We start from the raw sequence: 21,946 nt of genomic DNA, 5'->3' as shown, positions 1-21,946 counted from the left end.
TCGAGTCGACGATTCAATCTAATCGACGATGAGTTTTCCATGCTGTCAGGCCAATAAAGACCACGGCTGATGCGATCAGGAACAATAGGTTAATCACCAAAACGGTACCGATATTCCCTGCTAAAAATAGAGTTTGCAGGCTACTGACAAAATAGCGGGCAGGAATGATATAAGTCACGGCGCGGACAACGGCTGGCATACTGTCGATTTGGAAAATAAATCCTGACAGCATAACCGCGGGCAGAAATGCTGCATTCAACGCCACCATAGCCGCATTGAACTGGTTGCGGGTGATAGTCGAAATCAATAACCCCATGCCCAGTGTGCTGGCTAAGAACAAGCTGGTCATGACAAACAATATCCACAGTGAGCCACGATAAGGCACACCGAGGATAAACACCGCGACCACCATACACAGCGTCATAGCGACCATGCCGAGTACGTAATAGGGGATAAGTTTCGACAACAACAATTCACTGCGCGTGACCTGAGTCGACAATAACGCCTCCATGGTGCCGCGTTCCCATTCGCGGGCGATCACCAGCGATGTCAGGATCGCACCAATCACTGTCATGATGATGGTGATAGCACCTGGAATAATAAAATGTCGGCTGATGGCCGCAGGGTTAAACCAATAACGCACCTGAATATCTATCAATGGATCATTTTTTTGCCCTAGATTTTGCGCCTGCTGCTGTTGCCATATTTGCCATACACCTTGAGCATAGCCTTGCACAAAGTTGGCAGTATTTGGCTCACTGCCATCAGTAATCACCTGAATTGGGGCTTTACTCTCAGGCCGTGCAAGTTGCTCGGCAAAGTCATTGGGAATCACAATAAGCCCACGAATTTTACCGGCCTGCATCGCCTGAATCAGTGCCTGACGGTTATCACTGATTTGCGGCGAGATATAAGGCGAACTGGCGAAGGCGTTAACCAAATCTTGAGCGGGTTGACTCTGTTGCTCCATTAAAATACCAATATGCAGCTTGCTCGAATCCAGATTGATGCCATAGCCAAAAATAAACAGTAATAACAGGGGGATGACAAAAGCAATCAGTCCACTGCTTGGATCACGCAGGATTTGCCGGGTTTCTTTATTGCACAGCGCCCGTAAGCGACGCCAGGAGAATCCGGTGTCTTGATAAGTTTCACTCTCATTTACCGGCGATTTATTTACATGGAGATCATGGGGCTCGGTCATGATTGCTGCTCCTTATCGTTTTGCTGGTCATAGCGCAGGACCAATCCGATAAACGCCTCTTCCATTGATGGATTCGGATTTTCATCAGTCGCAACTTGCTGCTTTAGTTCATCAGGTGTCCCTGCGGCGATGATTTTGCCGCGATAAACCAGGCCGATGCGATCACAATACTCCGCTTCATCCATAAAATGAGTGGTGACCATGACCGTCACACCTTTATCTACCATCCCATTGATATGCAGCCAAAATTCACGGCGAGTGAGGGGATCAACACCGGAAGTTGGTTCGTCCAGGAACAGGATGTCGGGTTCATGCATCAGGGCGCATGCCAGCGCCAGGCGCTGTTTGAACCCAAGCGGCAGTGAATCGGGTGTTTGTTTGAGAATCGGCGTGAAATTAAACGCTGACGTCATATCGGCCATTTTATCGCGCTGGATTTTTCCCTGTAGGCCATAAACACCTGAGAAAAATTTCAGGTTTTGCTCCACTGTTAGGTTGCCATACAGTGAAAATTTCTGCGCCATATAACCCAAATGTTGGCGTGCTTTACCTGAGCTGGTTTTCAGATCCATGCCCAGCACCAATGCCTTGCCACTGCTGGGAACCAGCAAACCACACATCATCTTAAATGTGGTCGATTTACCCGCGCCGTTCGGCCCGAGTAAGCCAAAAATCTCGCCGCGTTTTACCTGAAAACTCACATGGTCGGTGGCGGCGAAATCACCAAATTTCTTGGTTAACTCTTGAGCTTCAATCACCGTTTCGTTATGGCTGCCTTCGACTTTGGGCATGATTTTTGCCAAAGCTGATTCGCTGGCGGGGCCACCGCCCAGCAAGTCAATAAAGGCATCCTCGAAGCGCGGTTCTGCCTCCATGATTTCGCCATTAGGTTGATTTAGCGAGGATAATACCTGTCCGTGGTCTACTTCCGGCTTGAGGATCAGCCGTACATATTTTCCCTGAATAACCCCATCACTGACCTGCGGTAACATCAAGGCGTGCTGTAATAATTTGCGATTAGTCCCTGTTTGGGCTGCGACCAAAATAGTTCGGCCACTCATCCGCTGGGTAAGTTCCTGTGGCGCACCGCTATAAAGCAACTTCCCTTCATTGAGCAGTAGAACTTCGCGGCATTGCTCGGCTTCATCCAGATAGGAGGTACTCCACAAGATAAGCATGCCATCATTCGCCAACTCATGAACCATGCGCCATAACTCGCGGCGTGAGATGGGGTCGACACCGACACCTGGCTCATCAAGCAACAAAACTTTCGGTTGACCGACCAAGGTACAAGCCAGCCCCAGTTTTTGCTTCATTCCGCCAGAAAGCTTGCCCGCCAGCCGTTCAGTAAAGCGAGTCAAATCGGTAAAAGTTAGCAGGCGCTCAAATGTCTGGCGGCGCTGTTCACCGGTCACTCCGCGTAAATCGGCATACAGTGTCAGGTTCTCCATCACCGTCAAATCTTCATACAAACCAAATTTTTGCGGCATATAGCCGAGGATTGAATGTAATTGGCGATCATTTTCCACAGGATCGAGGCCCACAACTGTCAGCTTGCCATGACTGGGTTTGAGTAACCCAGCTAACATCCGTAGCAGAGTGGTCTTACCGGCACCATCAGGCCCGACCAAACCGGTGACAGCCCCGCTGCGAATTTCAGTGGTCAGGCTGGCAACGGCAGGGTTCTCCAATCCGGGGAAAGATTTTTCGACACCTTCCAAAGTAATAAGATGCTGGATGCCATTCATAGCTCACACCACCTTAAGGTTGTACAAAGTGCACGGTGACCGGCATACCCTGGCGCAGCGACTCATCGGCATCGGTGATGATAATACGTAAGCGATAAACCAGGTCGGTGCGTAAATCCGGCGTTTCTACACTCTTAGGGGTAAATTCGGCGGTCGGCGAAACAAAACCGATTTTGCCGTGATAAGGCTTATCTGGGCGACCATCGGTAAAGACTTCGACCTCAGTCCCAGGAATCGCTTCACCCAAATGACGCTCGCTGACATAGGCCCGCACCCAAACCGGATCAGTCAGAGAGAGTGTAAAGACGGTATTGCTGGCAGATAGAATGGTGCCTGGCTCAACTGCGCGTGTCAGTACTGTCCCGCCAGACGGAGAGAGCAGGGTAGTATCTTGTAAGTTGAGCTGGGCTTGTGCCAATTCCGCTTCACTTTGCGCCAGTTTGGCTTCGGCTTGCGCAATTTCTTGTGGGCGGTTACCGCTTAAGTATTGAGCCAGCTTATCTTTTGATGCTTGCAGATTGGCTTGAGCCTGATTACGCGCGGTACGGGCATTTTCTAATTCATTAGCTGAAGTGGCTTTATTGGCCCACAACCCTTGTTGGCGTTTGAGGAAACTGTCAGCGTAACTGAATGCAGCCTCGCGTTGGGAAACCTCAGACCTGACCTGGGCAATCTCCTCCTCCCGATAGCCCGCTTTGAGTAACGCTAACTGAGCCTGTGCACTTTGTACATTCGCCTGCGCTTGTTTGAGGGCGTTGACATAAGGGCCGTCATCCAGTTTTCCTAACACTTCACCTGGCTGAATCTTATCGCCTTCATCGACGGCGAGAGAGGCTAACCGGCCACTGACTCTAAAGCCTAGATTCACGGTACGAATATCGACATTGCCGTATAACGTCAATGTGGCATCTTGTTGTTGGCGATAATAACTCCATCCGTAACCTATTGCCGCCAACAGAGCGACAATAACGACGGCCACTATAATCTTCTTGCGATTCATAATGCTCCCTATCTGTTACTGATTTTTATGACAACAAGGTCAGTGATTTCACCCTAATGTTTTAGCCCGCAGCCCATTAAGTAGCAGGTCAATATGTTCAATAAGCACTTGATTAATCATCTCACTTTCCGACTCGCCGATTTCCAGCCACCCGGCTTGTCGACGGATAGTCTCCCGCGCCATACGGAAAGCCAGCACCTCACCAATCAATGCATGAGTATGAAGAATGGTTTTTGTAGCACTTGCATCTGCACCAATGAATGCTGCCAGCAATAAATTCATTTTTTGATGTAAGGGAGAAATAGCCTGAGCATGAATCAGCGGGTATGCATCTGTGGGGGAAAGTTGCTCTCGCGCCATGATTTTGCTGATATTCAGTATTTCTGGTTGTGTCATTAAATGGCTGAATTCTAATAAGCCGCGGCGGATATAATGCAACTGCTGTTCTGGGGGCTGCTCTTGGCTCGGTAGCAGCAGAAACTGGTCAATTTCCAACGCCAATGGCGCGAAAGCCTGTTGGATAAAATCTGCAATTTGCTGCGCCACTGCCAGATACAGACCTTCTTTAGAATTGAAATAGTAGGTGATCGCGGCAATATTCTGGCCGGCTCGCTGAGCAATCTCTCGGGTGGTAGCCCCTTTCAAACCCTGTTCGCCGAACAACTCGGTCGCCGCTTGTATCAGTTGCTGACGGGCTTGTTCACCGCGAGAGGTGACAGGTATTGCTGGTGTCAGATTGTGAGGTGTGGAATGGGACATAGGCTCCAAGCTCAATATATCCTGCGTACTTGAAGCCGCAGGGGGGTTAGCTGCGCTCACTCGCCCGAATCACTTACATGTGTAATCTCATCGGAACTCATTTGCTTGCTGCCTACCTGCGACTCCAATTACTTTGGGTACATAAGGGTAAAATTTGTGCTAATAATAGTAATAGCTAAATAATAAATCAATCGTATGATTAACTTTAGGCCGCTACTGAGAATATGTAAAGTTATGGCCGCAATTTGCCCGGCTTTTGTGATCGCAAGCGGGTTAATCGACAGAAATAAATCAATTTTCTTGATGTTTTAGCTAACAAAAATCTTAAGAAATGTGTAAATATCCCTTTTCCTGCTAAACATCTGTTATAATCAGCCGCAATGGTGCACTGCAGTTTGTGCCAATCCTCGTGGTAATGCCTCAATTCATGCCTCGTCTGATAATCTTCCCTTGAAACTGCACCTGACGATATCGCCGGGATTGGGAAGATCTGGAGCTTCTCGTAATATGTCATTTGATTCTCTCGGTTTAAACGCCGACATCCTGCGTGCTGTTGAAGAGCAGGGCTATCTTGTGCCGACGCCAATTCAACGTCAGGCAATCCCTGTGGTACTGGAAGGCCGTGATTTAATGGCTAGCGCACAAACCGGTACCGGTAAAACCGCTGGTTTCACCTTGCCATTGTTGCAACTGCTGAGTCAGGACCAACAGCCAATTAAAGGCCGTCGCCCAGTGCGCGCGTTGATTTTGACGCCGACTCGCGAATTAGCTGCGCAGATTGACGAAAACGTCCAGAGTTACAGTAAATACCTGAAGCTGCGTTCGCTGGTGGTATTTGGTGGCGTTAGCATTAACCCACAGATGATGAAATTGCGCGGTGGTGTTGATATTTTGGTCGCCACTCCAGGCCGTTTACTGGATCTGGAACATCAGAACGCTGTTGATTTGTCCAAGATTGAGATTTTGGTACTGGACGAAGCTGACCGCATGCTGGATATGGGCTTTATTCACGATATCCGCCGTGTTTTGGCAAAACTGCCAGCCAAGCGGCAGAACTTGCTGTTCTCCGCCACCTTCTCTGATGAGATCAAAGGTTTGGCTAGTAAGTTGTTGCATAACCCCGCTTCTGTTGAAGTGGCGCGTCGCAACACTGCTTCTGAACAAATTGCACAAAGCGTTCATTTTGTTGACAAAAACCGCAAGCGCGAGCTGTTGTCTCAGATGATTGGCGAAGGTAACTGGCAGCAAGTATTGGTGTTCAACCGCACCAAACATGGTGCTAACCATTTGGCTGAACAATTGAATAAAGACGGCATTACTGCCGCCGCTATTCACGGTAACAAGAGTCAGGGCGCACGTACTCGTGCATTGGCTGATTTTAAAGACGGCAAAATCCGTGTACTGGTCGCGACTGATATCGCCGCTCGTGGTTTGGATATTGATCAGTTACCTCATGTGGTTAACTATGAACTGCCAAACGTACCGGAAGATTACGTGCACCGCATTGGCCGTACTGGCCGCGCGGAACGGACTGGTGAAGCGATTTCTTTAGTTTGTGTTGATGAACATAAACTGTTGCGTGATATCGAGCGCTTACTGAAACGTGAAATCCCACGCATTGCGCTGGATGGTTATGAGCCGGACCCGAGCATTAAAGCTGATCCGATTCAAAATGGCCGCCAAGGCCGCGGAGCACAACGTCCTGGTATGGGGCGTGGTAGCAGTGCAGGCCGCCCACAAAATGGTGGCGCAGCAGCAGGCCGTGGCGATAGCCGTACCAGCCGGCCACGTAGCCAGGCTGATGGTCAACGCCGCCCGGCAGGCCCGTCTTCACGTGGACGTAGCCGTAAACCAGGCGAATAAACCGTTGGAAACTACCTTATTGCTATTATTCATAGGGTGCGGCTAAGTCTTCATGGTATTGTAAAAAACCGAAAACATATTCTGTTTTCGGTTTTTTTTGTTTTCATTATATTCAGATATTTCTCTATCAGACTGCTTTGATAAGGTAATTGTATGGCTACCAATCTCTCGTTAGTGTTATTTAGAGTGATTGTGGCAGATGATTCCTTTGACAATAACATCCCATATTGAAATTTTCAGTTAACTAAATCTCTTTATCGGTTACGGTTATATAAGATAAAAAACACCTTCCTCAGTAAATCATTCTGCTGAATTAAAATTAAAGTGTATCTCTTTTCTGAGATTGCACTACATACCACTCGCCTTAAAAACCTAATACTAACAGTTAGTTATATGGGTTATTCCAATGTATTCCGCTCGATTCCAATAGATTGAAATCTATTCTTTTATATTCCAATAATTAATTCTCTTAAAGTACAAGATAGTAATGCCTTTTCCATTGAGGGAGTTAATTATGAATGTTTTAATTACTTCCATAAATAACACGTATTTATAACTGACAAGTAAATAACAATAAAAATGATAAACGTGATTTCATATTATATATGTCATTTTTATACGCCCTAAAACATAGAGTTAATGGAGAATGTATGGAGGATGAAAGTAACCCGTGGCCAAGTTTTGTTGATACCTTTTCGACCGTACTTTGCATTTTTATCTTTCTGATGTTGGTTTTTGCGCTAAACAATATGTTGGTTGTATATGACAACTCAATTAAAGCATACAAAAATGCGGTAGTCGAAGAAGATCCTACCAAGAAACAAGATGGTGCTACTAAAGACAAACTAGATGTTTTGGAGCCATCTAAAGATACCTCATTTGGAAAGGATACTGGGACTTTTGATATTGCATCTGGAGATAGTCTCGAAATCACAGCTTCAGATAAAGAGTTAACAATAATTTACCCTGGAAAAGTCAGTGGCTATTCAATGACAGACATTGAAAAAGTCGTCTCCTGGGTAAATGAAAATAAAAGTGAGCAATTTAATATTGAAGTCTATGTACCTCAGTTAAACATGTCCTACTCCGATACATTGCGCGTGGGTTATGAACAAGGGATTATTCTGATGAAGGAGATTAAATCTTCTAACCCATCATTAAATTTTAAGCTGAGCGTCAATACTGAATTAGCAGACTCTGTAAACAAAGCTGTTATAACAAAAGAAAACTAATAAGGTGTTTTAGTGAAAAATATAATCAATTACCGATATTTTATGATCAATCTTGCGATAGTGCTGATCCCTGTCGCAGTTTTATTCTCTCCGGCAATTAGGAGCTATGTTCAGAATTATTATTCTGTCTCAGCGGTATACAACACTATTATCGTCGTACTCTATATAGTTGGTAGTTTTTGTGCATTGTCATCTAGTTGGGTAGCCGCTAAAACGGAAAGTATTCTTAAACATAAAAATGCAGAGCAAGAAAGTAGCTTATTATTAAATATGAATAAGGTTCTGTTCTCAAAAGACAAAACTGAAATTGATGTTGAATTATTAAATGATCTTACTGATGGGGTGGTAAAAACACGCTCACAGCGTATGTCTTTTATTAGCAGTTGTAGCAATATTGCAACTCTTATCGGTCTCCTTGGTACTTTTGCTGGGTTATCTTTAACCATTGGGTCTATAGGCAATTTACTCAATAGTTCAACAATCTCTGGTAATGCCAACTCGACAGATACATTATCAATGATTGTAGGTATGGTTTCATCTCTTTCAGAGCCATTAAAGGGAATGAACACAGCATTTGTTTCTTCAATTTATGGCGTTGTTTGTGCAATCTTATTAACACTGCAAAATATTGCTGTCAGAGATTCGTTTTCTAAAGTATTAGATGGCTTAATAAAAATACGATTTAACAATACGTTGAAATCGAAATCTAAAGTGAGAAATGTACGTTTTGAATCTCAAGATGTAGCTGAAATTAAAGAACTTTTCATTAATTTTATTGGGCAATATGAAAATAACGAAGATAGCCAAAAAGAATATTCTACTTCGAATGATAACTTATTGAGAGAGAGTAATAAGTTACTGGCATGTATGTTGCAATCCAACAATGAAAAACTGGCTGAGTTATCAAGTCACAGCCAAAAGATATTAGATAACTCAGGTAATATTTATCAGTTATTAACTATGGTCAAGCAGAGTAGTGAGGAGTTCAGAACAGTAAAAATATCAAAATTTGAGAAAATAGAAAATGATCTAAATGTAGGGATTAAACTTATATTAGATAATGATAATAAAATTATATCTCAGGCTAAGCATATTGATGCTGAAATAGTGAGTTATAAAGACAGTTTCATTCCATTGTTGGGTAAAATCACCTCTATGTACCAGTCCTTGTCAAAAGACAATGCATCAAATAAAGGAATTTGAGATGAAAAGTAAACTATTAGCTTTTTCATTCATTTGTTTATGCACATCCGCGCAAGCAGAAGTAATAAATAAGTACCCATTACAGGTATTAATTAAGTCAGCTCTGGAACATCAACCTTCGGTTGCTATTTCATATTATGAAACAGAAAAAGCATTGAGTCATCTGCAAACAACTCAGGCAGACCTCTATCCTAAATTGGACCACTCAACTTCTGCTACCAATGACCGTAAGAAATCAGGTCGTAATGATTTTAACGTAGAGAATAAAATCAACCTATCTTACAGATTAGCGGATTTTGGTGTCAGAGATTCTAATATTAAAAAATCAGAATATGAAAAAAACAGCACTGACATTGAATTTTTAAAATCAAAATCTATTGTTGCAAAAGAAGTCAGCTCTTCCTATCTTAATATAAATAAATGGAAGGAGATTTTGAATGGAATAAAAAAGGAGAAGATTTTCTACAAGAAAATGTTAGAGAGTTTCTCATTGTTAGTTTCTTCTGGTGTCGCTATGGAGTCTGATCTGCGAAAGGTTCAGATATCAATAGATAGTCTCAATACGCGAGAAATAAATTATCAATCGTTATTGGATACTGAGGTATTTAAACTAAGAAATATGGCAGGTATCGATTTGCGGCCAGAGCAAATCGAAAAAACGTCGCCATTATTTATTAATTATAACTTCATAAAAGATCGAGAAAGAATATTAGATGAGGTGACCAATGGAAATTACGATTATAAAATGTTAGTCGCTGCTCATCAGGCTTCTAAACAGGGGGTTAAAGCAGCTAAATCATCATATTATCCAACTGTAGATATCAATACTGGTTATTCTAAAAATAATCCTGGTGGAAGTACTAATAAATCTGATTATGAAGATCAACTGAGTATTGGACTAAATATTAACTTTAATATTTTTGATGGGTTCAGAAATTCGGCGCAAGACTTGAAAGCTGCATCGATCTATGCTCAGTCTCAGTTGCATCTTGACGACTTTATTCTTCAAACTAAATATAATATTGATTCATTAATATCAAGATATAATGCTTCAAATCAAACTTATACTGTAAATAAACGTTCTTATGAAAATGCATTGGGATTATCTGCGCTTTATGAACAAGAGTTTCAATTAGGACAAAAAAGTTTGCTGGATCTTATATCAAGTCGTAATGAGTCTTTCCAAGCATATATTAGTATGGTTGATGGCCAATATAATGTGTACGATGTAAAACTACAGCAATTAGTAATGGTGTCTCGATTAAATAATTACCTTGGAATTGACAAAACGCCAACTAAAATTACCAGTCATAAAAAATGAATAGAAAACAAAGTGACTATTTAATGACCATTGTCATTCTGATGACTTTGGCTATTATCATTTCAGCCTCAATAGTGAAGATTCACTCGGTGGTACATGGGCCTGGTGTCATCATTACTAAGGATAATGCTCAGCTAATATCTTTATCTAAAGGTGGCACTATTGATGGGATCTATGTAACAGAGGGCGCTGCCGTAAAAAGAAATGATTTACTTGCTAAAGTAGTTAATTTGGATTTACAGAAGGAATATGAAAGGGCAAAAGCTCAGAAGGACTTTCTATATAAAGATATTCGTGAACTTTCCACCATTTTAGATCTGGGTGAGTCAGAAGGTGCTATCTCTAAACAGGGATTAAATTACCTTTCAAATAAAGAAGTTATAGCAAACATAGAGTTAATAGCGAGTCAAACCAAAGCTAAATATCTGAAAATATCATCTCTTGAGTCTGAGGCAGATGGGTTGAATGGAAAGTTACTAGGAAAAAATGAAGAGAAATCTCTTCTTGCTGAAGAAATTAATATTTTAGTGCCACTAGTAAAAAAAGGGATAAGCTCGTACACCAATTTATTAAATAAAAAACAAGCCTATGTCAGACTTAAATCGGAAACTCACGATATAGATAGTAATATTCTATTAAAGAAAAATGAAATAGGTATGGTTAGTAATGAGATCAAAGCAATTGATAATGAACTTAGATTTTCGCTATCAAAGCAGCTTTCAAAGAATCAGCAAGAGTTGGATGTTTTAAATTCTACCCTTAATGTTCTTAATCAACAACTCGATGAAGGTAAGGTGCGGTCTCCGATCGATGGGGTTATTTATAAAATTAATAAAAGCGCATCTACTCACGGTGGTGTTATTCAAGCAGCAGATCTGCTTTTTGAGATAAAACCTTTGCTAGATACTATGCTTGCAGAGGTGAAAATTAATCCTATGTATAGGGATCAACTCTATATTGGTGAGACGGTAAAGGTAGATATTTCATCAATTGTACAAAAGAAGGGAAAAATCTATGACGCTGTTATTGATAAAATAAGTCCTGACTCCTATGAAGAGCAGAACGGCGGAAAAATACAAAGATATTACAAGGTTATTATTTCCTTTAAAGTTAATGCTGAAGATGCCAATTGGTTAAAACCTGATATGACTGTCGATGCTAATGTAGTAACTGGTAGGCACAGCATCATGGAATATCTAATATCACCTTTAATCAAAGGTGTTGGCACTGCTTTATCTGAACCCGTTAATACACATAAAAAGACTATTAACATTTAACATTCAAAATAATTAAATTTTTTCCAACTGAAAATTAATTTAGGTACTGAAATGAACACAACCAAAATATTCGCCAATGAAGACTCTATTATTGACCTTTCATCGTTGGGATCTAAAAACGAAGTTAAAATAGTCATATCTGGCCCAGATATGAATGTGGTTACGCCGAAGGGAACGACAGTTATCATCAACGGTGCTCTTTATTCCAGTATTAAAGGAAACAAACTCTCAGTTAAATTTAATGATGGGACTGTACCTGGTAATCAATTGGTTAGTAATATCGATCTGAAAAATATTAAATTAGATAGAATTGATTCCACAATAGTGGACTCGAATGATAATAACTATAAAAATGACCATGATATAAAAAGTAAAAATGAAGCTGAAAAAGAACAAGCAAAGCTGAAACAAAAAATAGAAGAGGCTAAAAAAACCGAAGAAGCTGCTGACAAAGCTAAAAATGAGGCCAATAAAGCTATCAGTGAAATGGTCGAAGCACAAAATGCTTCAAAAGAAATTGAAAATGTACTTAATAACTTTTTGGGTGATATCGCATCTAAAGAGAATATGGCGCAATCTCCTGACAATCAAGAAGTTGAAGAACAAAAATATATAAAATCCGTTCAGGAAAATGATCAGGTGTTAATAAAACCGATTAATGTTAATACGGGAAAAGGACGTTCAAATAGTAGTAGTAAACCAGTCCATATATCCGATGAACCTATTTTGCCAGAAAATATTTCTGTTAGTTTAAAATTAGATAATAGCAGTAATAGTGGTAGCAAAAGTGACACGCTCACCAATATCGGCATACCAGCTTTTATTGGAACTACTGGGCCGAACACCGCGATAATAATCAAGTTAGATGATATTTCTATTAGTAGTTTGGTTTCAGACAGTTTAGGTAATTTCGTATTTACTTCACCTATCGAGTTAGATGAAGGCAATTATGTATTTTCTGTTGACGCGACAGATGAGAGTGGTGCAACTGGCACTACTCAGTTAACGATCACGGTGGATAAAACCACAATGCTGCCTACTTTTGAACTTTCAGTAGATGATAAGGCTGCGGCAGGAAACAACTTAACTGCAAAATTAACGCCTACTATAAAAGGAATGGCCGAGAAAGACGCAGTAGTTGAAATCTATATTGGCAGTAAGTTATTAACAACGGTCAGTGTGAACAATAGTGGTGAGTGGGAATACCGGTTCAAGAATAGTGAATTAGCAGAAGGCAATAATACAATTCGACTGGTCGCTATCGACAAGGCGGATAACCGTGCAACAAATACTGGCATTATTGATGTTGATAGTATTCCGCCAGAAAAACCGACAATCACGTTAGAGTCGGATAGTAATTCCGGTCTTAAAAATGACAATGTTACTCAGGTAAAACAACCAACCTTTTTAGGCAAGAGTGAACCTGGTGCTAAAGTTGAATTGTTTTTAGGTTCTGAACATTTAAAAGATGTGGTTGCGGATAAAAATGGAAATTGGAGTTTTACCCATTTATCTCAATTAACTGATGGTAAATATACATTACGCGCCATCGCCAGTGATCTGGCTGGTAACAAATCTGAAGCAAACTCTCTGCATTTCGAGATTGATACCGTAATCAGTAAATTTAGTGCAGGTATCATCGATGAAGATGACAGTGGTATTACAAAAGATAACATAACGAATGTGCTGAGCCCTAGATTAGCTGGGCTCACTGAGCCTGATTGTGCAATAGAGGTCACCAATGAAAGTACTGGAAAAATTGTAAATATCTCTTCAAATAAAAATGGTGCCTGGAGCTTTACATTTTTAAATAACTCTGTCGAAGGCAATAATAAAATAAGCTTCAAGGTGACTGATAAAGCGGATAATAGTGAAGAGTACTTCTTTAATTATCATGTTGATACCGTCGCCCCTATCGTCCCAACGGCAGCATTGAATAATTTTGTCACTTTACCTAATGATCATGTAGTTACTAAAGAGGAATTACCTGTTTTTGTCGGTACTGCTGAACCAGGTTCAACCGTTAAGGTTATGTTAGCGGGGCGTGCAGAAGCCTCTGTTAATGTAGGCTCAAATGGTCAATGGGAATACAGTTTTCCAGATAAATTATTAGACGGAAACTATCAAATCGATTTCCTTGCTCAGGATGTTGCGGGTAATAAATCAACTAAGTTAAATTATTCATTTATAGTTCAGACTGATACTGCAGTACCTACAGCTGTATTGGATCCGACTGACGATTCAGGCATTAAGGGTGATTGGATTACCAGTAATCAGAGTGGCCTAACATTGGCAGGCACCGCACAACAATATGCGACTGTGAAAGTATATATTGGTGAGAAGTTAATCGGGACACAAGTTGCTGATGAAGCTGGCGTGTGGGGATTAGATATTCGTCAAAACTTACCGGATGATAAATATAATATAAAAGTTGTTGCCACAGATAAATTGAGTTTGACTTCTACTCAGGACTATCAGCTTATTATTGATAGTTTCATTAGTCAGCCTTCTATTAAACTGCATGACAGCTCAGATACGGGTATTAAATCTGATAATATTACAAAAGTCACCACGCCATCTTTTACCTGTCAGGCTGAAGCTAATTCAACGCTGACTTTATATGTAAATGGCAAACTGGAAGGTGAAGTCATTGTTGGAGCGGATGGTGTTTGGAATATCAGCACGAAATCTATTTTGAATGATAGTATTCATCATGCTGTTGTTGAATCTAAAGATGCTGCGGATAATAGTAGCAAATCTATAGAATATAAATTTGAAGTCATTAGCTCAACCATTAAACCAACGTTAAAACTGCTTAATGATACTGGTTTGGATACTAATGATAGTATTACCAATGAAAATAAACCCAATCTAATCGGGACATCTGCAGCTTATGCCAGGGTTAATATTTTATTGGGCACTAAACCTGTTGGTAATGTATTAGCTAATGAAAAAGGAGAATGGGAATATAAGTTTAGTGATGCCCAAAAGTTAGATGATGGTAAATATACCTTATCCGCCTGGGTTGAAGATGTTGCAGGAAACACTGAGTTCTCTACTAATCTTCTCATTGAAGTCGATACAAATCTGTCGATTCCCGCCATTGAACTCAGTTCTGTAACTGATTCCGGTGCACAAGACGATAAACTGACTCATTTTTCAAAACCAGTATTACTTATTAAAAATGTAGATGCAGACGTAAGAGAAGTTCAGGTTTGGGATAAATCATCCAATATGAAAATTGGGTTAGCAACTAATTTAACTAAGGGCGTTTGGTCTTATACCTTTATTGATGTTTTACCTGATGGTGAGTATCAATTTTACGTCAAAGCAGAAGACATTGCGGGCAACTCGGCTGATAGTCAGCCATTTACTTTGAATATTGATACTGAACTGACTGAGCCAACCATCACACTGGCTGCGGGTGAGGATACCGGCCATTCGGTTAGTGACGGCTTAACCAACAAGAAGCGGCCCATATTTGATTTGAGCAATATTGATTCAGATGTGAATAAGGTGACGGTTGAAGTGATCCATGATGGCAAAACACTCACGCCTTTAGTCGCCACGAAATCCAACGATCAATGGGGCTTCACACTGCCAACTGACTGGGCAGATGGGAAATATCAGCTCACCGTGAGTGTAACGGATGAGGCGGGTAACGATAAGAAATCAGCTCCACTGGAGGTGACGGTTGATACCGAACTGGCTGAGCCCACCATCGTCCTGGCTGTGGGGCAGGATACTGGCAGCGACCAGCACGATAATCTGACCCATATTGCCACGCCGAAATTCGTTATCAATACAGACAAAGATGTGGAGATCTTACAGGTCAGAATAGACGGCGGTCAGTGGGTCGAGGTGACGGCGGGCAGCGCTGGGGTGTGGAGTTATACCCCATCGGCTTCACTGTCAGATGCTGAGCACAAGTTAGAAGCAAAAGCTATTGATAAAGCAGGTAATGAAACCCTCTCATCACTGACGTTTACGACGGATACCGAACTTAACGTGCCAGTTATTGCCCTGGCTGCGGGCGAGGATACCGGCCATTCGGGTAGTGACGGCTTAACCAACCAAAAGCGGCCAACATTTGCTTTGAGCGATATTGATTCTGATGTGAATGATGTGACGGTTGAAGTGACCCATGATGGCAAAAAGCTCACGCCTTTGGTCGCCACGAAATCTAATGATCAATGGGGCTTCACACTGCCAACTGACTGGGTTGACGGAAATTATCAACTCACGGTGAGTGTAACGGACGAGGCGGGTAACCATAAGAAATCAGCCCCATTAGTTGTACAGGTCGATACCAAACTGAGGGAGCCCACCATCGCCCTGGCTGCGGGTGAGGATACCGGCAGTTCAGCGAGTGACGGCTTAACCAATAAGAATCGGCCAAAATTTGCTTTGAGTAATATTGATCCAGATGTGAATGAGGTGATGGTTGAAGTGACCCATGATGGCAACACACTCACGCCTTTGGTCGCCACGAAATCCAACGATCAATGGGGTTTCACGTTGCCAACTGACTGGATTGACGGAAATTATCAACTCACGGTGAGTGTAACGGATGAGGCCGGTAATCATAAGAAATCAGAGCCACTGACGGTGCAGGTCGATACCGAACTGACTAAGCCCACCATCGCCCTGGCTGCGGATGAGGATACTGGTCATTCTGTTAGCGACGGCTTAACCAACAAGAAGCGGCCGACATTTGCTTTGAGTAACATTGATCCGGACGTGAATGTAGTGACGGTCGAGGTCACTCAAAATGGCAAAAAGCCCGAGGTTGTGACTGCGACGAAAACGGGGAACCAGTGGGGCTTTACGCCATCAACTGATTGGGTTGATGGGGAATACCAGTTGACAGTGAGTGTGACGGATAAGGCGGGCAACAAAGAGACGTCTCCCGCAGTGACGGTACAGGTTGATAGTACTGCGCCCGTACTCGCCATCGCCCTGGCTGCGGGACAGGATACCGGTAGCGACCAGCACGATAATCTGACTCATATTGCCACACCGAAATTCCTTATCAATACAGACAAAGATGTGCAGATCTTACAGGTCAGAATAGATGGCGGTCAGTGGGTCGAGGTGACGGAGGGCAGCGCTGGGGCGTGGAGTTATACCCCAACGGCTTCACTGTCAGATGCTGAGCACAAGTTAGAAGCAAAAGCCATTGATAAAGCGGGCAATGAAACCTTTTCATCACTGATGTTTACGACGGATACCGAACTTAACGTGCCCACGATTATCCTTAAGGTCACCGCGACGGATACTACAGGTAACATTGATAGTACCGACATCGTATTTACTATCGACACCACGACAATTGATCCGACGATAGCGTTGGCTGAACATTCTCCAAATGATAATTTGGAGGCGCTCAACCTTTTTCCTGAGTTCAAAGGTGTTGCCGAAGCATTGTCATCTATCTCGCTGCTCATTGATGGTGTGATCGTGGATTCTACTACGGCTGATGCCAATGGAGCATGGAGTTGGAAGCCGAAAACTGCGATGAAGATGGGTGACCATACCGTCAGCGTGATTGCAACAGATATTGCCGAAAACACATCGGCAGAGAAAGCTATCATCGTCAAAATTCCCTATTTCGATATTATAAATCCGACCATTAAATTGGATGAGATATCGGATTCTGGGGTTTTGGGCGATTTTATCACCTCAGAACTACAACCAACGATCACGGGATTGACGCTGCCGAATGCCAAGGTGGTTATTTATCTTAATAACCATAACATTGACAGCGTTTCTTCAGACTCATCAGGGTATTACAGCTATACATTGCCGAAACAATCTGAAGGAGCTTATTCTCTTAAAGTGGGTATTGAAGATCCGCGAGATGCTCAGGAAATTTTGTCGGAGGAAATGAATCTTGTCATTGATGCCCAGGTAGAAGATATATCCTGGTCGGTGGCAAACGAGAAGAACGGCTATATCAGCACCGCCACGCCTGTCGTGACAGGGACAAGTGAGCCAAATAGTAAAATAACTATCTTAGTTAACGGCGTAAAGCACGAAGAAGTGACTGCATCAGAAACAGGAGACTGGAGTCGCTTATTACCACATTTGGGGGCAGATGGTAAATATACTGTTGCGATTCAGGTTAAGGATATTGCTGGGAATGAAAAGACTTTCGATTCGAAAATATTAACTGTTGATACCGAGAACAACATTTTGTCGGTTGCGTTGAAGGCAACAGATGATACGGGTGCTAAAGGTAACGATAATCTCACCAATAAAAGCGATGTCACTCTGGAAGGGCAAGCGGAACCAGGGGCCAAGTTAATGATTCACGATGAAAATGGCGACTTTATCAATGAATTTATAGTCGACAGCAGCGGTAATTGGAGTTCTGACGTTAAGTTGTCAAATGGGAGTAATAAATTCACAGTGAGGTCGTGGGATAAAGCAGGTAATTCCGCGAGCAAAGATATTGCCATTGAGCTAGATAATTCTATCGATATTTCTGATATCACGTTGCACAAGGACAGTAATACGGGCGATAAATTTGATTTAGTGACCCAAGAAAGATCCCCGATTTTACAGGCTTCGACCGATCCACATGCTTTGGTTGAAGTCATGATTAACGGTAAAAGTCAGGGAACCGTGACAGCTGATGGTACAGGGCGGGTTCAATTCACCCTGCCTGATAATAGCCGTGACGGTGAGTATCAGGTTAAGTTTATCGCGACGGATCTTGCTGGAAATGAAAAATCATCGAGTACTGCGACAGTAACAATTGATTCAGAAATCAGTCATTTTGAAGTTGATAATATCCCAGAGATAACAAACCAAAGCGCATTACCTATCAGCGGGCAAGGTGAACCTGGTGCTACGGTTGATATATTAGTTGATGGTATTTTAGCCAACTCTGTCACTGTAGAGCAAGATGGAACCTGGAGCACCTCAGCCTCTCTAAAGAAAGAGGGCCATCATCGTGTTAAAGTGAAGATTAGTGATGCTGCTGGCAACGTCAAAGAAAGCGACGATTTTGCGGTAGAACTCGATTCTGAAACAATTCGTCCTACCCTTCAGTTGGCTGTTGCTACCAATTCGGCAGCGACTGATGATGTTCTGACAAATTTCAAAAAACCAATATTAACAGGGACAGCGGAGGCTGGTTCAACAATCTCTCTCTCCAGGGATGACACCGTATTTGCAGAAGTAAAAGTGGATCATACAGGCAACTGGTCTTATCAATACGAAGATGAATTGATAGATGGTGAATACTATCTTCGAGCGACAGCAAAAGATTTAGCGGGTAATACAGAGAGTTCCAAAAGCCTGACAATGATTATTGACTCTAAAACAAATATTAGCAAACCATACATACTAACTGGGAAATATAATGGCATTGACTCTGATATAACAGTTGCCAATACAGACAAACCGGGTTTTTATCTATATGGTGAGTCGGGACAAAATGTTAAGGTATTTGTTGATGGTAAGTATATTGACACAACAAAAACAACATTTGATCATAGAACTTATAAATTACCAGTAGATTTGGAAGATGGTCATCATACTATTTATTTTACGATTGAGGATAAGGCTGGGAATACGGAGACTTCCGGAGAATACAAGTTTGTGGTTGATACATCCAATACAACACCCGTTACAATGGATACGATTGACGGCGTTACCTTAGAAAGTTTTATTGCCAAAAATGGTAAATATTATATTCGGGAGAAAAGCCAGAATATGATGTTCAGCGGTAAAGCTGAAGCAGATACCCAAATTCAGATTAAGGTTAATGGGCTTATGTTACCTCAGAACTGGGTTGATAATAGTGGGGTTGTGCGAGACAAAACCTGGACTGATGAAAACGGGATGTGGTTGCGGTCGATAAATACTGCCAACTTTAGTGAAGGTGAACTGACTATCGAAATTACCTCTACTGACCGTGGCGGGCACATCAATTCGAACACATATTTCCTAAATATTGATACTGGCATTAGTGAATTTACCAGTCTTCTTGAAGATAATCGCGCGTCTGATGGAATTAGCTGGGGGAGTGATAAAGACGTTACGGTGATGCACGGTAAAGGGGAAGTTGGGGCGAAAGTATCGCTGATGTTAGATGGTCAGCTAATTGAAGACGTTGATGTCGGCACTGATGGAAATTGGAAAATCAGCACCGACAAACTCCCTACAGGAGAATCAAAAATCATCCTTACTATTAAGGATCCGGCTGGGCATTCAAAGAGTGAAAGTAAAACAATATTTATTGAACGAGGTATTCTTGCAGCCGTAGAAATTACGAAATCTAATATAGTGCTAAATGATGAAATTGCTTTAAGTGGTACAGCTATTGGAGCTTCCTGGGTTTATATTGAAGATATGAATGGCAAACGTGTCGATACGGTAATTGTTAATGCAACTACCGGGGAGTGGAGTGCTTATATTCCCTATCAGGTAGAGGGAAAGGTTAATATTTACAGTAAATCAAAGATAGGTCGATTCAGTGAAAGCAAACAACTAGATCTTCTTAAAGAACAAGGAGTTATTACACTGGACACCGACTCAGATAAGGGGGCTTTGGGCGATAATATAACCAGCAACGCTAAACCAAAATTCGTTATTAGCGATATAGATAATGATGTGATTAGTGTTGTGCTAAATATTAATGGCAATCAGTTCAATGCAAGCAAGATAGGCAAGGGCCAATGGACATATACACCGGATGGCGAACTGAGTCATGGTGACTATAAAATAACAGCCACATTGACTGATAATGCGAATACTACAACGTCTAAGTCATATGATTTTAGCATTGATACCGAACTTACTCAGCCAACTATTGAGCTGGATGTTGTCGAGGGTCAGAATATAGTTACTGATGGTAATGACACTCTAATCCGCCCATCGCAGCCAGGCTTTATTATTCGCAATATTGATGAAGACGTATCTGAGGTTACGGTTTTAATATTGCATAATAATATTCCCCTTAGCCCGGAGAGTTTAAAACAAGATATTAATGGAGATTGGCGTTTTACCGCGCCGGAGGAATGGCAAGATGGCAGTTACCAACTCTCTGTTCAGGTTACCGATAAAGCGGGCAACACCAAAACTTCAGATTCACTCTCAATGGTGATTGTTCCTGTGGCATCTGTTACTCAAGTTGAATTAATCAATAAGACGGGCAACGATGAAACGGATAACTTAACGAATGATAAACTTCCTCAGTTTAGTATTAAGGTATCGGAGGGTGTAAATAAAGTTCTTGTGAGTACCGATAACGGAATAAACTGGATAAACGCGACATCTACCGGTAGCGCCAGTATCTGGGGTTATATCCCTTCCTCCGAATTACCACACGGACAATACCAGTTGATGGTAAAAGTTGTCGACAAGATGAACGGTCAGGATGAAAAATCGTTGGCGTTTAGCATTGATACCGAACTCACTCAGCCAAGTATTGAATTAGCTGTTGGTGAGGATAATGGAAGTAATGCGACTGATAATATAACTAATAAATCTCAGCCAAGATTTGATTTGCATAGCATTGACTCTGATATTGCTAGCGTCAAGATCAATGTTATGACTGGCACTAGTAGTCAAGGTTATGACATAGAGGCAACATATGATCACGGAACGAATAAGTGGAGTTTTACCCCATCAACACCTTGGGAAGATGACACTTATAAACTCACCGTCAATGTGGAAGATAGGGCCGGTAATAAAAAATCCTCTGCACCATTTACGGTGAATATTGATACTCAGCCAGTTCAGCCGGAAATCCTAATAAATCCGGAAGACACGACTCAGTCTTCAGCCGATGGTCTGGTGGTAGAAAACAGTACAGAAAGCCAGTTTGCGGAACTGAGTATTAAACCGCTGAGTCATGATAATCAGGAAGATGAATACCGCATTACCTTACTTGAGTCATCAGAAGATGGCACTGTAACTCAGCTGCAAAAACCAGAGTTTGAAATTTCGGTTCCAAAAGATGTCACGAGTGTTGTCGCAGTATTAGATGGCCGTGAATATGAACTTCCAGTTGTTGATCAGAAAGCACTATTCCAGGCATACATGCCCTCGGTGGATGGTAAATACACTTTGGAAGTTAAATTCACCGCTGAAGATGCTGGTTTCATCATTAAGGAGAAAGAGTTCACAATCGATCACTCATCAGATGAAATTGTTAACTCTATGGCTGGAAATGGGAAAGATGCGAAAGAGATAGAAGCCTCAGGTTTGGCCACTGGTCAACAGGGTAATATTATTTCCGAAATTTTCACTAACAGTTCAGTCAATTATATTGCTCCAATTGATGAAATTAACGATTACTATTAATAATTATGCGAGGCCCCCATCT

General features: G+C 41.9%; 10 protein-coding genes. 6 read left to right on the top strand and 4 right to left on the bottom strand.

Annotation, left to right across the window (positions count from 1 at the left end):
• Nucleotides 1–13: 13 nt before the first annotated feature.
• The 4 genes from ACF3VQ_RS14210 to cecR are packed head-to-tail and all read right to left on the bottom strand — an operon-like array spanning nucleotide 14 to nucleotide 4,711.
• On the bottom strand, nucleotides 14–1,204 hold the full coding sequence (locus ACF3VQ_RS14210) for an ABC transporter permease (protein ID WP_392431754.1): 1,191 nt from the start codon (nucleotides 1,202–1,204) through the stop codon (nucleotides 14–16).
• On the bottom strand, nucleotides 1,201–2,952 hold the full coding sequence (locus ACF3VQ_RS14205; protein ID WP_392431752.1) for an ATP-binding cassette domain-containing protein: 1,752 nt from the start codon (nucleotides 2,950–2,952) through the stop codon (nucleotides 1,201–1,203). The genes ACF3VQ_RS14210 and ACF3VQ_RS14205 overlap by 4 nt, the downstream gene beginning before the upstream one ends.
• A gap of 13 nt (nucleotides 2,953–2,965) precedes the next feature.
• On the bottom strand, nucleotides 2,966–3,952 hold the full coding sequence (hlyD, locus tag ACF3VQ_RS14200; protein ID WP_392431750.1) for a secretion protein HlyD: 987 nt from the start codon (nucleotides 3,950–3,952) through the stop codon (nucleotides 2,966–2,968).
• 48 nt (nucleotides 3,953–4,000) lie between these two features.
• Nucleotides 4,001–4,711, bottom strand: coding sequence for a transcriptional regulator CecR (gene cecR, locus ACF3VQ_RS14195; RefSeq protein ID WP_392431748.1), 711 nt, complete (start codon nucleotides 4,709–4,711; stop codon nucleotides 4,001–4,003).
• A gap of 507 nt (nucleotides 4,712–5,218) precedes the next feature.
• Here cecR and rhlE point away from each other — a divergent pair.
• The 6 genes from rhlE (at nucleotide 5,219) to ACF3VQ_RS14165 (ending at nucleotide 21,924) form a co-directional block, all read left to right on the top strand.
• On the top strand, nucleotides 5,219–6,574 hold the full coding sequence (gene rhlE / locus ACF3VQ_RS14190; protein ID WP_005158906.1) for an ATP-dependent RNA helicase RhlE: 1,356 nt from the start codon (nucleotides 5,219–5,221) through the stop codon (nucleotides 6,572–6,574).
• Nucleotides 6,575–7,224: 650 nt separating this feature from the next.
• Nucleotides 7,225–7,806, top strand: a complete 582-nt coding sequence (locus ACF3VQ_RS14185) for a hypothetical protein (RefSeq protein ID WP_392431746.1) — start codon at nucleotides 7,225–7,227, stop codon at nucleotides 7,804–7,806.
• 12 nt (nucleotides 7,807–7,818) lie between these two features.
• Nucleotides 7,819–9,009, top strand: coding sequence for a MotA/TolQ/ExbB proton channel family protein (locus ACF3VQ_RS14180; RefSeq protein WP_392431744.1), 1,191 nt, complete (start codon nucleotides 7,819–7,821; stop codon nucleotides 9,007–9,009).
• Nucleotide 9,010: 1 nt separating this feature from the next.
• A complete protein-coding gene (locus tag ACF3VQ_RS14175) occupies nucleotides 9,011–10,330 on the top strand; it encodes a TolC family protein (RefSeq protein WP_392431742.1) in 1,320 nt (439 codons plus the stop codon).
• Nucleotides 10,327–11,607 (top strand): HlyD family efflux transporter periplasmic adaptor subunit, encoded by a 1,281-nt coding sequence (locus ACF3VQ_RS14170; RefSeq protein ID WP_392431740.1) that lies wholly within the window; start codon nucleotides 10,327–10,329, stop codon nucleotides 11,605–11,607. Before ACF3VQ_RS14175 ends, ACF3VQ_RS14170 begins: the two co-directional genes overlap by 4 nt.
• Before the next feature lie 51 nt (nucleotides 11,608–11,658).
• Complete coding sequence (locus tag ACF3VQ_RS14165; RefSeq protein WP_392431738.1) at nucleotides 11,659–21,924, top strand: Ig-like domain-containing protein; 10,266 nt, start codon at nucleotides 11,659–11,661, stop codon at nucleotides 21,922–21,924.
• Nucleotides 21,925–21,946 lie beyond the last annotated feature (22 nt).

The sequence above is a fragment of the Yersinia fenwicki genome, assembly GCF_043099325.1.
GTDB lineage: Bacteria > Pseudomonadota > Gammaproteobacteria > Enterobacterales > Enterobacteriaceae > Yersinia.
This window is presented reverse-complemented; position numbering and strand designations above follow the sequence as displayed.

What these genes read in the sequence shown, in the direction of transcription:
- ACF3VQ_RS14210 (WP_392431754.1), bottom strand. Translation starts at nt 1,204, where the DNA reads ATGACCGAGCCCCATGATCTCCATGTAAATAAATCGCCGGTAAATGAG.
- ACF3VQ_RS14205 (WP_392431752.1), bottom strand. Translation starts at nt 2,952, where the DNA reads ATGAATGGCATCCAGCATCTTATTACTTTGGAAGGTGTCGAAAAATCT.
- hlyD (WP_392431750.1), bottom strand. Translation starts at nt 3,952, where the DNA reads ATGAATCGCAAGAAGATTATAGTGGCCGTCGTTATTGTCGCTCTGTTG.
- cecR (WP_392431748.1), bottom strand. Translation starts at nt 4,711, where the DNA reads ATGTCCCATTCCACACCTCACAATCTGACACCAGCAATACCTGTCACC.
- rhlE (WP_005158906.1), top strand. Translation starts at nt 5,219, where the DNA reads ATGTCATTTGATTCTCTCGGTTTAAACGCCGACATCCTGCGTGCTGTT.
- ACF3VQ_RS14185 (WP_392431746.1), top strand. Translation starts at nt 7,225, where the DNA reads ATGGAGGATGAAAGTAACCCGTGGCCAAGTTTTGTTGATACCTTTTCG.
- ACF3VQ_RS14175 (WP_392431742.1), top strand. Translation starts at nt 9,011, where the DNA reads ATGAAAAGTAAACTATTAGCTTTTTCATTCATTTGTTTATGCACATCC.
- ACF3VQ_RS14170 (WP_392431740.1), top strand. Translation starts at nt 10,327, where the DNA reads ATGAATAGAAAACAAAGTGACTATTTAATGACCATTGTCATTCTGATG.
- ACF3VQ_RS14165 (WP_392431738.1), top strand. Translation starts at nt 11,659, where the DNA reads ATGAACACAACCAAAATATTCGCCAATGAAGACTCTATTATTGACCTT.